The sequence below is a fragment of the Muricauda sp. MAR_2010_75 genome (assembly GCF_000745185.1).
Classification (GTDB): Bacteria; Bacteroidota; Bacteroidia; order Flavobacteriales; family Flavobacteriaceae; genus Flagellimonas.
The window spans coordinates 2,849,892-2,863,896 of sequence record NZ_JQNJ01000001.1; the positions used below are offsets into that span (position 1 = coordinate 2,849,892).

14 protein-coding genes are annotated in these 14,005 nt (G+C 41.4%); 11 read left to right on the top strand and 3 right to left on the bottom strand.

Features of this window, described 5'->3' with window-relative positions; genetic code table 11:
- Position 1: 1 nt before the first annotated feature.
- Positions 2–559: an RNA polymerase sigma factor gene (locus tag FG28_RS12840; protein ID WP_036383421.1), complete on the bottom strand. Its 558-nt coding sequence runs from the start codon at positions 557–559 to the stop codon at positions 2–4.
- 217 nt (positions 560–776) lie between these two features.
- Between FG28_RS12840 and lon the strand changes: the two genes are divergently transcribed.
- Positions 777–3,227 carry an endopeptidase La gene (gene lon / locus FG28_RS12845; RefSeq protein WP_036383423.1) on the top strand — a complete coding sequence of 817 codons (2,451 nt, stop codon included), beginning with the start codon at positions 777–779 and terminating at the stop codon, positions 3,225–3,227.
- A gap of 73 nt (positions 3,228–3,300) precedes the next feature.
- Positions 3,301–3,993, top strand: coding sequence for a (d)CMP kinase (cmk, locus tag FG28_RS12850; protein WP_036383425.1), 693 nt, complete (start codon positions 3,301–3,303; stop codon positions 3,991–3,993).
- Between the two features lie 163 nt (positions 3,994–4,156).
- On the opposite strand, the gene FG28_RS12855 is transcribed toward cmk, so the two are convergent.
- Positions 4,157–4,624 (bottom strand): hypothetical protein, encoded by a 468-nt coding sequence (locus FG28_RS12855; protein WP_036383427.1) that lies wholly within the window; start codon positions 4,622–4,624, stop codon positions 4,157–4,159.
- Positions 4,625–4,901: 277 nt separating this feature from the next.
- Positions 4,902–5,282 (bottom strand): LysM peptidoglycan-binding domain-containing protein, encoded by a 381-nt coding sequence (locus tag FG28_RS12860; RefSeq protein ID WP_036383429.1) that lies wholly within the window; start codon positions 5,280–5,282, stop codon positions 4,902–4,904.
- A gap of 262 nt (positions 5,283–5,544) precedes the next feature.
- Between FG28_RS12860 and rpsA the strand changes: the two genes are divergently transcribed.
- The 9 genes from rpsA to ppk1 all read left to right on the top strand — a co-directional run bounded on the left by rpsA (position 5,545) and on the right by ppk1 (position 13,997).
- On the top strand, positions 5,545–7,383 hold the full coding sequence (gene rpsA, locus FG28_RS12865) for a 30S ribosomal protein S1 (RefSeq protein WP_036383431.1): 1,839 nt from the start codon (positions 5,545–5,547) through the stop codon (positions 7,381–7,383).
- A 116-nt stretch (positions 7,384–7,499) separates the two neighbouring features.
- A complete protein-coding gene (gene pyrR / locus FG28_RS12870) occupies positions 7,500–8,039 on the top strand; it encodes a bifunctional pyr operon transcriptional regulator/uracil phosphoribosyltransferase PyrR (protein ID WP_036383433.1) in 540 nt (179 codons plus the stop codon).
- A gap of 6 nt (positions 8,040–8,045) precedes the next feature.
- On the top strand, positions 8,046–8,972 hold the full coding sequence (locus FG28_RS12875) for an aspartate carbamoyltransferase catalytic subunit (protein ID WP_036383435.1): 927 nt from the start codon (positions 8,046–8,048) through the stop codon (positions 8,970–8,972).
- Position 8,973: 1 nt separating this feature from the next.
- Positions 8,974–9,306 (top strand): hypothetical protein, encoded by a 333-nt coding sequence (locus tag FG28_RS12880; protein ID WP_036383437.1) that lies wholly within the window; start codon positions 8,974–8,976, stop codon positions 9,304–9,306.
- On the top strand, positions 9,303–10,208 hold the full coding sequence (locus FG28_RS12885) for a ribonuclease Z (protein ID WP_036383439.1): 906 nt from the start codon (positions 9,303–9,305) through the stop codon (positions 10,206–10,208). Before FG28_RS12880 ends, FG28_RS12885 begins: the two co-directional genes overlap by 4 nt.
- A gap of 47 nt (positions 10,209–10,255) precedes the next feature.
- Complete coding sequence (locus FG28_RS12890; RefSeq protein ID WP_036383441.1) at positions 10,256–10,675, top strand: hypothetical protein; 420 nt, start codon at positions 10,256–10,258, stop codon at positions 10,673–10,675.
- A 95-nt stretch (positions 10,676–10,770) separates the two neighbouring features.
- Entirely contained in the window at positions 10,771–11,418 is a 648-nt protein-coding gene (gene pdxH / locus FG28_RS12895; RefSeq protein WP_036383443.1) for a pyridoxamine 5'-phosphate oxidase, read from the top strand.
- Between the two features lie 14 nt (positions 11,419–11,432).
- Positions 11,433–11,921 carry a histidine phosphatase family protein gene (locus FG28_RS12900; protein ID WP_036383445.1) on the top strand — a complete coding sequence of 163 codons (489 nt, stop codon included), beginning with the start codon at positions 11,433–11,435 and terminating at the stop codon, positions 11,919–11,921.
- A complete protein-coding gene (gene ppk1, locus FG28_RS12905) occupies positions 11,922–13,997 on the top strand; it encodes a polyphosphate kinase 1 (protein WP_036383447.1) in 2,076 nt (691 codons plus the stop codon).
- Positions 13,998–14,005: the final 8 nt, after the last annotated feature.

A 14,005-nucleotide genomic window follows, 5' to 3' on the forward strand; every position in this document is an offset into this window, starting at 1 on the left:
GTCAAACATTTAAAGTCAATTTTTTTCTAAGGCTTTCCTTGGCCCTGGAAATGGTAGTTCTGCAATTGGCATAACTAATGTTCATTATTTCACTTATTTCTTCGTAATCGTACCCTTCAATTAAATGTAAGGTCAAAGAAACTCTGTAGTTGTCTTTTAAACTTTTCATGGTTTCCATCACTTTTTGAGCCTTTAGTTCAGCAAAACCATCTGCATTCAAATCAACCGCATCATTATCTTCGACCTTGTACATTATGTCATCCAAGTCAACAGCCCTTCTTTTTTGCTGCTTTTTGTAATGATGGATACTGTTGTTGATCACAATCCGCTTTAACCATGCCCCAAAGGCAACCTCCCCTTTAAATGTGTGCAGTTTCGTAAACGCGTTCAAGAACGATTCCTGCATAACATCCTCTGCTTCGGCGGAATCCTTTACAATCCTAAAAGCAGTGTTGTACATAGCTTTGTAATAGCGATTGTAAACCTCCAATTGTGCACTTTGTTTTCCCTGCATGCACGATTTCAGCAGTGTATCAATATGTTCATTTTGGTGGCTCAAAAAATGATTGATTTGTCTTATAGAGGTGTGAATTTATCAATTGTTACACTTTTTTCTTAAAATTTAATTTTTAATGGCACAGGAATTGCCTATTTAGGGGTGAAGATGAGCCAAATATTCCTTATGTATATTGATTTTAAGGAAGTTGCAATGGCTTTTTGATTTAATAAAAAGGGTCAGATTATGTCGTTTCTGACAAAATGGCCGATATGACGAAATGGAAAAGATGAAAATATCAAACTTTGACAATATAGATTTTCAAGGACTGGACGAGGATGCGGAACTGATACCGTTGCTCACGCCGGAAGATGAAGAACAAATGAACAAGGAGAGCCTGCCACAGGTTCTGCCAATATTACCTTTGCGCAATACCGTGCTTTTTCCAGGGGTGGTGATTCCCATTACTGCTGGTAGGGATAAGTCCATTAACCTGATAAAGGATGCCAATAATGGCACAAAGACCATTGGCGTGGTTTCCCAAAAAGATGAGGAGACCGAAAATCCGGGGGTGGATGACATCAACACCTTGGGTACCGTAGCCCGAATCTTGCGGGTGCTCCAAATGCCAGATGGGAACACTACAGTCATTATTCAAGGGAAAAAACGGTTTCAGATTGAGAGCATCGTATCCGAAAAACCATATTTAACCGCTACCGTAAAGGAGGCAAAAGAAATACGGCCCGACGAAAGTGGTGAAGAATTTGAAGCCATTATTGATTCTATTAAGGAATTGGCCTTTAAAATCATCAAGGACAATCCCAATATTCCAAGCGAAGCCACTTTTGCCATCAAGAACATTCAGAGTAATTCGTTCCTGATCAATTTTGTGTCCTCCAACCTTAATCTAAGTGTTGCCGAAAAGCAACAATTGTTGGAAATACCCAATTTGCAGGAACGCGCCTTGACCACCTTGCGGTACATGAACATGGAACTGCAACGATTGGAGCTGAAAAATGATATCCAGTCCAAGGTGCGTAGTGACATGGACCAACAACAACGCGAATATTTCCTCCACCAGCAAATGAAGACCATCCAAGAAGAGTTGGGGGGAATGTCCTATGAGCAGGAAGTGGATGAAATGCGCGAACGCGCCAAAAAGAAAAAATGGAGCAAAAAGGTTGAGGAACATTTTGAGCGTGAACTGGGTAAAATGCAACGCATGAACCCCCAAGTAGCGGAATACTCCATTCAACGGAATTATTTGGATTTGATTCTGGACTTGCCGTGGAACGAATATTCAAAGGACAAATTCGACCTGAAACGTGCAGAACAAATTTTAGATCGAGATCATTACGGACTTGAGGATGTAAAACGTAGGATTATTGAGTACTTGGCCGTACTGAAACTGCGTAATGATATGAAATCGCCCATACTTTGCTTGTATGGCCCTCCGGGGGTTGGTAAAACCTCCTTGGGGAAATCAGTTGCTGAGGCTTTGGGCCGGGAATATGTGCGTATGTCCTTGGGTGGATTGCGTGATGAGGCCGAAATTCGAGGTCACCGAAAAACCTATATTGGTGCCATGCCCGGACGGATTGTACAGAGCTTGAAAAAAGCAGGGACGTCCAATCCAGTTTTTATCTTGGATGAAATCGATAAATTGTCCAACAGTCACCAAGGTGACCCATCTTCAGCGATGTTGGAGGTGTTGGACCCCGAACAGAACAGCGAGTTCCATGACAACTTCTTGGAAATGGGCTATGATTTGTCCAAAGTGATGTTTATCGCAACGGCCAATAACCTATCCACCATTCAACCTGCGCTTCGGGACCGAATGGAAATTATCAATGTAACCGGTTATACCATCGAGGAAAAAGTGGAGATAGCCAAACGTCATTTGCTTCCAAAGCAATTGAAGGAACACGGTCTTTCAGCCAAAGATTTGAAGATTGGGAAACGCCAATTGGAAAAAATTGTGGAAGGGTATACTCGGGAATCCGGAGTGCGCGGCTTGGAGAAACAAATAGCCAAAGTGGTTCGTTTTGCCGCCAAATCCATTGCTATGGAGGAGGAGTACAACATCAAAATCACTAATGAGGATATTGAAAAAATTCTGGGTCCAGCCCGATTGGAACGAGACAAATACGAGCACAACGAAGTGGCCGGTGTGGTCACCGGATTAGCCTGGACAAGTGTTGGAGGTGATATTCTGTTTATTGAATCCATACTTTCCAAAGGAAAGGGCGCACTGAACGTGACCGGAAACTTGGGCAAGGTGATGAAGGAATCTGCCACCATTGCCATGGAATATATCAAATCCAATGCGGATACCTTTGGTATAAATCCTGAGGTGTTCGATAAATACAATGTGCATATTCACGTGCCCGAGGGTGCTACGCCAAAAGACGGACCCAGTGCAGGTATCACCATGCTAACGTCTTTAGTGTCCCTTTTCACGCAACGAAAGGTGAAGAAGAGTTTGGCCATGACCGGAGAGATTACCCTAAGAGGTAAAGTATTGCCCGTGGGTGGTATCAAAGAGAAAATTCTGGCGGCAAAACGCGCCCGAATCAAGGAAATTATTCTCTGTGCGGACAATAGAAAGGACATTGAGGAAATCAAAGAGGAATACTTGAAAGGGTTAACGTTTCACTACGTGACCGATATGAGCGAAGTGATTGACATCGCCATTACGGACAGAAAGGTGAAAAATGCCAAGACCCTATAAAATTTTTGATAAAATTGCACGAAGAATTGTCCCCTTGAGGGGACTTTAGGGGTGTTATTCCTATTTTTAGCCAATGGGAAAAATTACAATCGCCGTTGACGGCTATTCTTCGACTGGAAAAAGCACCATTGCCAAACGTTTGGCCGCTGCATTGGGCTATATTTATGTGGATACAGGCGCTATGTACCGTGCCGTGACTCTTTTCGCTTTGGATAATGGGTATATCGGGACTCAGGATGATATTCCTGGGTTGGTAAAGCAATTGCCGAAAATCAAGCTCAAGTTTGTGCCGAACAAGGAAACAGGACGTTCCGAAATGTACCTAAACGGTGAAAATGTGGAAGAAGAAATCCGAACCATGAAAGTTTCCCGACAAGTGAGCAAGGTCGCTGCCATTGGCGAGGTGCGCACCAAACTGGTGGAAATGCAGCAACAAATGGGCAAGGATAAGGGTATTGTTATGGATGGCCGAGATATTGGTACGGTGGTTTTCCCAGATGCCAAACTGAAATTGTTTATGACCGCTTCCCCTGAAATTCGCGCTACACGACGCTATAAGGAATTGTTGGAGAAAGGGGAGAAAGTCACTTTTACTGAAGTTCTAAAAAATGTGCAGGAACGTGACCGCATCGACTCCACCAGAAGTATTTCACCCTTAAAAAAAGCCAAGGACGCCATTGAGTTTGACAACGGAGACATGGGCTTGGAAGAGCAATTTGAGCGCATCCACGAATTTGCCAAACGGGTGATAGCGAAGGAGGGGTGAGAGGATAGTGATTTTTGGAATCACATATTGGTCATGGCTATAACACAGCGTTTGAGTACGCAAGCCCTAGCGAACCTGTATTGTTTTTTATGATAGGAAATAAGCACAGACAATGGAGAGTTATGCCCTTTGTTAGCTATAGTTATATATTATTTTTCGTAACCTAGTTCGTAGATTGCGTTACAAACAAAAATTGGAAATCAGACTTCTTTAGCTTAGTATTATCGGTACTCTTCATTGAAAGTAAATCTTGGCGAATTGATAGAATTAGTTTTCCCATAGCCTCTTTTCTTCGCTGTTGACTATATTGCTGTTCCTTTCCTACTTTTTGAGTTTCCAAGAATTGATAAGCATTTATAATTACTTCATCAGATGCATACAACCAACTAAGACTTATTTGTTCAATGAATTTTTGCCTTCGCTCTATTTTGTATTCACTTATCTCATAAAACCCTTCAATAGCTTTAATAAGTTCACGATAATTCTCTTCTTTTTTTTGATATCTCTCCCATTCTATTCTACTTGAACTGTTCAACCACCAAACAAAGATTGCACTTAGCGCAGGAATCACAATTTTCCAAAAATCTACCGAACCAAATATTTTTGAAAATTTTGATTTGGATTTTTTCATTCCTTCAACAGATATTTAAAAGGGTTAATTACAGCTAACGCTCTAAGATATGAATCGTTTTTAATACTTCGGCTGCGCTCAGTACAAAGTGAGTTATATCAACCGATACCTGCCTGTAGACAGACAGGAGTGAAGTTAACATTTTTTATGTAAAATATACATATGCATTTGAAAATGAGGATTTTGTTTTTTTGAAATTCAACACAAACAGAAAATAAGAATAGCCATAACCAAAAAAGACGCCCTTGGGCGCCTTTTGTCATTGAAAAATATCGTTCTACAAATTCGGAATCACCAACACCTGATCGGGATGAATCAAATCCGGATTCTTTAAAATATTGGTATTCGCCTCAAAGATTTGCTTGTACTTCATGGGATCGCCATAATAATGCTTGGCAATCTTGCTCAAGGACTCTCCACTTTTCACGGTATGCCGGGCGTAAACGGATTCATCGGCAACCGTAATGTTCGCTTTGATATCGCTTGGGCTTTGCCCGCCAATTTCCTTGATTTTATCCCACAAGATGTTCTTTTCATATGGGGTGGCGGCTTGTCCCTTTATTTTTAGAACGCCGTTTTCCTCAGTAACGTCTCCGTTTTTAATGGCCAATTTTTCACCTAGATCTAATACGGGTTGATACTTCGCTTTTACACTCATAACACAAATTTTATAGTTAACAATTAGGACTTTCAAGATAACTATTATGGCAACACTCTACTATTAAATTTTTGTAATACTTTCTGGAAAACAAACGTTTTGGGCAGATGCTTTGTGAATCAAGAATTTAATTGTATTTTTGCACTCCTTTTTTAGCAAAGCAGTAAGAGGAAAAAGGAACTGAAAATCAAATGTAAAAACCACTTTCACGGTAATTGCCCAGCTCTTATAAAAACGTGGAATACAAATTTTAGGTCAGCACATGGCTGAAGAAAAAACAAACGTTGCAGAGGTTGAAGAAACTGTTGCAGCACCAGAAGTAAAAAAAGAAACCCAACCCCAACAAGACCCACAGGAGTATCTTGAGAATTTTGATTGGGAAAAGTACGAAGAAGGAATTGAGCGTGTTGATGACAAAAAGCTCAAGGAATTTGAAACACTTGTAGAGGAAAATTTTGTGGACACTGCCGATGAGGAAGTTGTGGAAGGAACAGTGGTTCACATGACCGACCGTGAAGCGATTATTGACATCAACGCAAAGTCTGAAGGTGTTATTTCGCTAAACGAGTTCCGTTACAACCCTGATCTTAAGGTGGGTGACAAAGTTGAGGTGCTTATCGATATCCGTGAAGACAAGACCGGCCAATTGGTATTGTCGCACAGAAAAGCAAGGACCATCAAAGCTTGGGAGCGTGTGAACAACGCCCATGACAAAGAAGAGATCGTTACTGGTTTCGTTAAATGCCGTACCAAAGGTGGTATGATCGTTGACGTTTTTGGAATTGAAGCGTTCTTGCCCGGTTCCCAAATCGATGTGAAACCTATCCGTGACTACGATCAGTATGTAGGGAAGACCATGGAGTTCAAAGTTGTGAAGATCAACCACGAGTTCAAGAACGTAGTGGTATCGCACAAAGCGTTGATCGAGGCCGATATCGAAGAGCAGAAAAAAGAAATCATTGGTCAATTGGAAAAAGGCCAGGTATTGGAAGGTATTGTCAAGAACATTACATCTTACGGTGTATTTATCGACCTTGGCGGTGTGGACGGATTGGTTCACATTACCGACCTTTCTTGGAGCCGAATCAACCACCCCAACGAAGTTGTTGAGTTGGATCAGAAATTGAACGTGGTTATCCTTGACTTTGATGATAACAAATCAAGAATCCAATTGGGTCTTAAGCAGTTGGAGAAACACCCATGGGATGCCCTTGGGGATGAGATCAAAGTAGGTGACAAAGTAAAAGGTAAGGTTGTTGTGATCGCAGATTACGGTGCCTTTATCGAAGTAGCCGAAGGTGTTGAAGGTTTGATCCACGTTTCAGAAATGTCTTGGTCAACCCACTTGCGTTCCGCTCAAGACTTTGTAAATGTGGGTGATGAGGTTGAAGCTGTTGTTTTGACCTTGGACAGGGAAGATCGCAAAATGTCTTTGGGCATCAAGCAATTGACTCCAGACCCATGGACAGACATTACTTCCAAGTATCCTGTTGGATCTAAACACAAAGGAATTGTTAGAAACTTTACCAACTTTGGTGTATTTGTTGAGTTGGAAGAAGGAATCGACGGTTTGATCTATATCTCTGACCTTTCTTGGACCAAGAAAATCAAGCATCCATCTGAGTTTGTTACCGTAGGTGACACTTTGGAAGTTGAAGTATTGGAATTGGACGTTGAAGGCCGCAAGCTTAGCTTGGGTCACAAACAGACCACAGCGAATCCTTGGGACAAGTATTCTGAAGAGTTTGCTGAAGGAACCGTTCACAAAGCGGCTATTGCCGAGATTGTAGACAAAGGTGCTACCATTAACTTCAATGAGGATATTGTTGGATTTGTTCCATCAAGACATTTAGAGAAAGAAGATGGTAAGAAGCTTGTTAAAGGTGAAGAGGCAGAATTCAAGATCATCGAGTTCAATAAAGATTTCAAGCGAGTTGTGGCTAGCCACACTGCAATCTTTAGAGAGCAAGAAGAGAAGAACGTAAAAGCCGCCAAGAAAAGATCATCTGCTTCAGATGAAGCAGCTCCAACCCTTGGTGATGCCAATTCACAACTTCAAGCATTGAAGGATAAAATGGAAGCTGATTCCAAGAAAAAGTAATCAGGTTTTCATAAATATAGGAAAAGCCCCGCTGGTAACAGTCGGGGTTTTTTTATGTCTTTTGCATTCTAAAGAATTGCTTACTTTTGCAATCAACAGAGTCGGTTGCACAGCATATGGGTCAAAGAGTACTGCTTACTTCAAAAGAAATCAACATCATACTGCACCGGTTGGCTTGTCAACTGTTGGAAAACCATTTAGATTTTTCGAATACAGCCCTTATCGGTATTCAGCCGAGAGGTATTTTTTTGGCAGAAAGACTCGCCAAAATTCTCAAAGAAGACTATAAAGTTAAAGATGTCTCCCTCGGTTTTTTGGACATTACCTTTTTTAGGGATGATTTTGGACGAGGGGATAAAATCCTGAAGGCAAACTCCACCAAAATGAACTTTTTGGTCGAGGATAAAAAGGTGGTCTTTATTGATGATGTACTCTATACCGGAAGAAGCATACGGGCTGCCCTAACAGCCATCCAGTCCTTCGGACGGCCTAAAAGCATAGAATTATTGACGCTGATAGACCGACGTTTCAGTAGACATTTGCCCATACAACCCAATTATAGGGGCAGGCAAGTGGATGCCATAAATGAAGAAAAAGTAAAGGTGATGTGGGCAGAGAATGATGGGGAGGACAGTGTATATTTAGTAAGTAAATAAATTGAAATGAGTGAATTGAGTGTAAACCACTTGCTGGGAATAAAGTATCTGAACAAAAAGGATATCGCACTCATTTTTGAAACTGCCGACCATTTTAAAGAGGTTATTAACCGATCTATTAAGAAGGTGCCCACCCTGCGTGATATTACCATCGCCAATATCTTTTTTGAAAACAGTACCCGAACCCGGTTATCCTTTGAACTGGCTGAAAAGCGATTGTCTGCCGATGTAGTGAACTTCTCTGCAGCATCATCTTCGGTGAAAAAAGGGGAGACCCTTATCGATACGGTAAACAATATTCTCTCCATGAAAGTGGATATGGTGGTCATGCGTCACCCTAATCCCGGAGCGGGTATTTTTCTGTCAAAGCACGTAAAGGCATCCATAGTCAATGCCGGTGATGGCGCCCATGAACACCCCACCCAAGCACTATTGGATTCGTATTCCATACGAGAGAAATTTGGGGATGTTGGGGGGAAGAACGTAGTGATTGTGGGTGATATTCTACACTCCAGAGTAGCGCTCTCCAATATTTTCGCCCTAAAATTGCAAGGAGCGAATGTAAAAGTGTGCGGTCCCAAGACACTGATTCCAAAACATATCGAATCACTTGGGGTTGCCGTTGAGACCAACCTTAAAAAAGCATTGGAATGGTGCGATGTGGCCAACATGCTTCGCATCCAGAATGAGCGGATGGATATTAGCTATTTCCCTTCCACTCGCGAGTATACCCAGCAATTTGGGGTGAACAAACAGCTGTTGGACAGCTTGGACAAACAGATTGTGATCATGCACCCCGGTCCGATCAACAGGGGTGTGGAGATTACAAGTGATGTGGCGGATTCTGACCAATCCATAATTTTGCACCAAGTGGAGAATGGGGTCGCCATCCGTATGGCAGTTTTATATTTATTGGCTTCAAAAATCAAATAATATGATTTTCGACAAAGAAGGCACAACTACTATCGTTTTTCAGGAGAAGACTTCGCTTTCCACCTTTATGGAAAATTTGAACAACGCCTATCCCAAAATCAAGCACGATAATATTATTATTAATCTCTTTTCTTTCAAAAAGCTTACGGAGGCCGACATTTTGGAGTTTTTGGACATTTCAAATACCCATAAAGCTTCAGGGCAATCCTTTGTTTTGGTTACTGATAAAGTTTCTTATGATGAAGTTCCAGATGAAATCAGTGTGGTGCCCACCATTCAAGAAGCCAAGGATATTATCGAGATGGAAGAAATAGAACGTGATTTGGGGATATGAAATTGACCATTCTGGGTTGTTACTCGGCAACACCACGAACTTTTACCAATCCCACCTCTCAGGTACTTGAAACCAAAAATCATCTTTTTTTGATTGACTGTGGCGAAGGTACCCAAGTGCAGTTGAGAAAATATAAAATCAAGTTTTCCAGAATAAAGCACATATTTATTTCCCATTTGCACGGCGACCACTTTTTTGGATTGCCCGGACTAGTTTCCACATTCCGACTTTTGGGGAGGGAAACCGAATTGCATATTTATGGTCCAAAGGGCATCAAGGAAGCCATTACGCTTCTTCTAAAACTAGGAGACAGCTGGACCAATTACCCCCTTGTTTTTCATGAATTGGAGTCCAAGGAATCTGAATTGTTGTTCGAGGATGATAAAGTCAGTGTACATACAATTCCCTTAGATCATAGGGTATATGCCAATGGTTTTTTGTTTTTGGAAAAGCCTGCTCCACGGACACTGGATATTGAAATGGCCAGAAAACTTGAAATCGATAGGAGCCAATTCAACAATATCAAAAATGGGGCAGATGGTGTATCCAAAAATGGAACAGTTATTCCCAATAAACAAATCACTTTGCCTCCGCCAAAACCCAAAAGTTATGCTTTTTGCAGTGATACGGTCTATAAAGAGTCCATTGTACCCATCATAAAAAATGTGGATACATTGTATCATGAATCCACTTTTTTGGAGACCGAGAAACATCTTTGTGAAAAAACCAAACATTCTACAGCCAAACAAGCGGCCCAAATTGCACACAAGGCTAATGTGGGCACGTTGATATTAGGTCATTATTCCACACGGTACAAATCTTTGGAGCTTTTCAGGGATGAGGCTCACCAAGTATTTTCCAATGTTGAATTGGCGGACGACGGTAAAATCTTTGAAATCTGATGCAACCATTGGGCAGCTGTTGTATCATAAGTTAAAAGCTGCTACCCATGGAAAAAATCTTCGTTAAAAGTCTGTTTCTGCTACTGTTTTTGGCCACTTCCTGCAATCACAAAGATGATGGTATTGAAGAAACCAATGCTTCTGATTTAATTGGAAGTTGGAGCAAAACACACAACCAAGGTGATGGTTTAACCATCTCAACCTATACATTTAAAAGTGATTTTACCTATGAATTTGAGTTTGAATCATTCGGATACAACGGCAAGCCTATTACGGAGCTTACGGGTTCTTCAGAAATACATGGGACTTTTGAAGTTGAAACGGATAGCGTAATTTTTCGAACATCATCTTCAGGATTTCTAAAAAGTAAATTCTGGATAGAAGACGATGTTCTCCATCTTGAATACATCTCATACCCTGCGGATGCTCCTATCCTCTCCCAATTGGAATATAACAGAGTGGATTGACCATCAACTTTTCTTCATCCCATTTATTACCATAAAAGCACTCTTTTTCCCAAGCTATCTTTTGCTGCCATTTGAATTTTACCGAAATTCACATCATGCAAAAAAACTTGGGCAACTATAGAAAATCCTACGAAAAAAGTAGCTTGACGGAAGATTCCATCAAAGAAAACCCACTTGAGCAATTTCAAAAATGGTTTTATGAGGTAGAAGCAACCGATGGGGTTGATGAAACCAATGCCATGACCATTTCAACCATTGGTCTGGATGGTTTTCCGAAGAATCGGGTGGTCTTGCTTAAAAAGTACACCCACGAAGGGTTTATTTTTTATACCAACTACAATAGTGAAAAGGGAAAGGCCATTGCCCAAAACCCTGCGGTTTGTCTCTCTTTTTTTTGGCCCAACATGGAACGACAGGTGATTATTAAAGGCACCGCCGAGAAAGTTCCGGAGAATCTCTCGGATGGGTACTTTGAATCCCGACCTGTGGGCAGCCAATTGGGTGCTGTGGTTTCCAATCAAAGTGAGGTAATAGGATCGCGGGAAGTTTTGGAGAAAGAACTGGAAGCTTTGGAAAAGCAATATGAAGGCAAATCCATTGAAAGGCCTGAGCATTGGGGCGGCTATCTGGTTCGACCCATTTCTATGGAATTTTGGCAAGGACGCCCCAACAGATTGCATGATCGGATTAGATATACCCTTCAAGAGGATTATGACTGGAAAATAGAACGTTTGGCACCTTAAACTCAACGCAACAAATGAAACAGCTTATATTGATGCGACACGGAAAATCCTCGTGGGATTATGAAGTGTCGGACAAGGATAGACCACTTAAGGAAAGGGGAATTACGGATGCCCATTTGGTGGCAAAATCATTTAGCGATTCCGTTCCCAACATAGATTTTGCATTTTCCAGTCCGGCAAACCGTGCTTTGCACACAAGTATGATTTTTTTAAGGGGTATTGGATTTGACCTTGCCAATTTCAAGGTAGACAAACACCTTTATGACTTTTCTGGGGACAGTGTTTCAGCTTTTGTAAGGCAATTGGACAATGAATGGGATACCGTGGCGATTTTCGGTCATAATTATGCCTTTACATCGCTTGCAAATGCTTGGGGAGATCAGTATATTGAGAACCTTCCCACGGCAGGGCTGGTCCATATCACATTCAGTGTGGATGACTGGTCCAAAATTTCAAAGGGAACCACAAAAAAAACAATCTTTCCTAAAGACTTAAAACAATAAATGGTCAAAACGAAGAACGAGTATATAAACAGGGAAATCAGCTGGTTACATTTCAATGCACGGGTTTTACAGGAGTGTGATGACCCCAATGTTCCACTGATTGATCGCCTGCGGTTTCTGGGAATCTTCAGTAACAACCTGGATGAATTTTTTAAGGTGCGATATGCCACGGTAAAGCGTATTGTGGATGCCGGAAAAACAGGTAAAAGTGTCTTGGGAGGAGAACGGGCCAATGACCTTCTGGAAGAAATCACCAAGATTGTAATTGCACAACAAGCCCGGAGCCTTGAAATTTTTACGGGTATTGAAAAGGAGCTAAGTGCAGAGAACATTTTTATCATCAACGAAAAGCAGGTCAGTGAAAGTCAGGCTGAGTTTATACGGGATTATTTCTTCAGCAAGGTCAACCAAGAGTTGATGACCATCATCTTGAACGATCTTACCGAGTTCCCCTTGTTAAAGGATACGGCGGCCTATCTGGCGGTGAAAATCGTAATGAAGAACGGTTCTGGGAACGGCAAGCACAACCGGTATGCCTTAATAGAAATCCCTAAAGGGATAGATCGTTTTGTGGTGTTGCCCAAAGAAGGGGACAAGAATTACATTATTATTTTGGATGATTTGATTCGTTTTTGTCTGGACAATGTCTTTACCATGTTTGAGTTTGAGTCCATAACTGCACATATGATCAAGATTACCCGAGATGCGGAACTCGACATAGATAACGATCTTAGCAAGAGCTTCATTGAAAAAATATCATCCAGTGTGGAGCACCGAAAAATCAGTGACCCCGTCCGTTTTGTGTACGACAAAAAAATTGACAAGGACACGCTCCAATTCCTCAAAGAGAAAATGGACATTATGGGTACGGATAGCGTTATTCCCGGAGGACGTTATCACAACCGAAGGGATTACATGGGCTTTCCCAGTTTGGGACGATATGACCTTATGTATGAAAAAATAGAGCCCTTGCCCGTAAAGGGGCTCAGCATGAAAGGGAGTCTTTTGGAGATGATTGCCCATAAGGACTATATGATCTATGCGCCTTACCATACATTCAGTTATGTGACCAAATTTTTACGGGAAGCTGCTTTGGACCCCAAGGTACGCACCATACAAATAACAGTGTATCGATTGGCCAGTGACAGTCAGATTGTCTCAGCATTGATCAATGCGGTAAAAAATGGAAAACAGGTTACGGTACAAATTGAGTTACAAGCTCGTTTTGATGAACAGAACAATATTGAATATGCCAACCAGTTGCAAGCAGAGGGCATCCGATTGATTTTTGGTGTTCCGGGATTAAAAGTACACAGTAAAATCTGTATGATCGAACGGGAGGAAGCCGAAGGCATGAAACGCTATGGTTTTATAAGTACAGGAAACTTTAATGAGTCCACGGCCAAAATTTATACGGATTATACCCTGTTTACGGCTCACGAAGGCATTTTAAAGGATATGAGCAAAGTATTTTCCTTTTTTGAGACCAATTACAAAATCAACAAATACAAGCATCTTATTGTATCGCCCCACTACACCAAATCCACCTTTATAAAGTTGATTGACAAAGAGATAGCAAATGCCAAAGCCGGTAGGGAAGCGTATATCAAAATAAAAATGAACAGCCTTACCTCATACAAGATGGTGGACAAATTGTATGAAGCAAGTAGAGCAGGGGTTAAAATTCAGATGATCATTAGGGGTATATGCTGTCTTATCCCTGGAGTTGAAGGCATGAGCGAAAATATTGAGGCCATAAGTGTTGTGGATAAATTCTTGGAGCATCCCCGCTTATTTATTTTTGGAAATGGGGGTGACCCAAAAATCTACATTTCATCGGCAGATTGGATGACCCGGAATCTTGATTTTAGGGTAGAGGTGGGCTGTCCCATATACGACCCCGATATTCGGCAAGAATTATTGGATACCTTTGATATTTCATGGGGGGATAACCTTAAAGCCCGAGTTTTTTCGGACAAACAGGACAATGCCTACAGAAAAAGAGGTGAGGATGAACCCGAGCTACGGTCCCAATTTGAGATGTACTACTATTATCAAAAAAAGCTGGAATCCTAATACCTCCC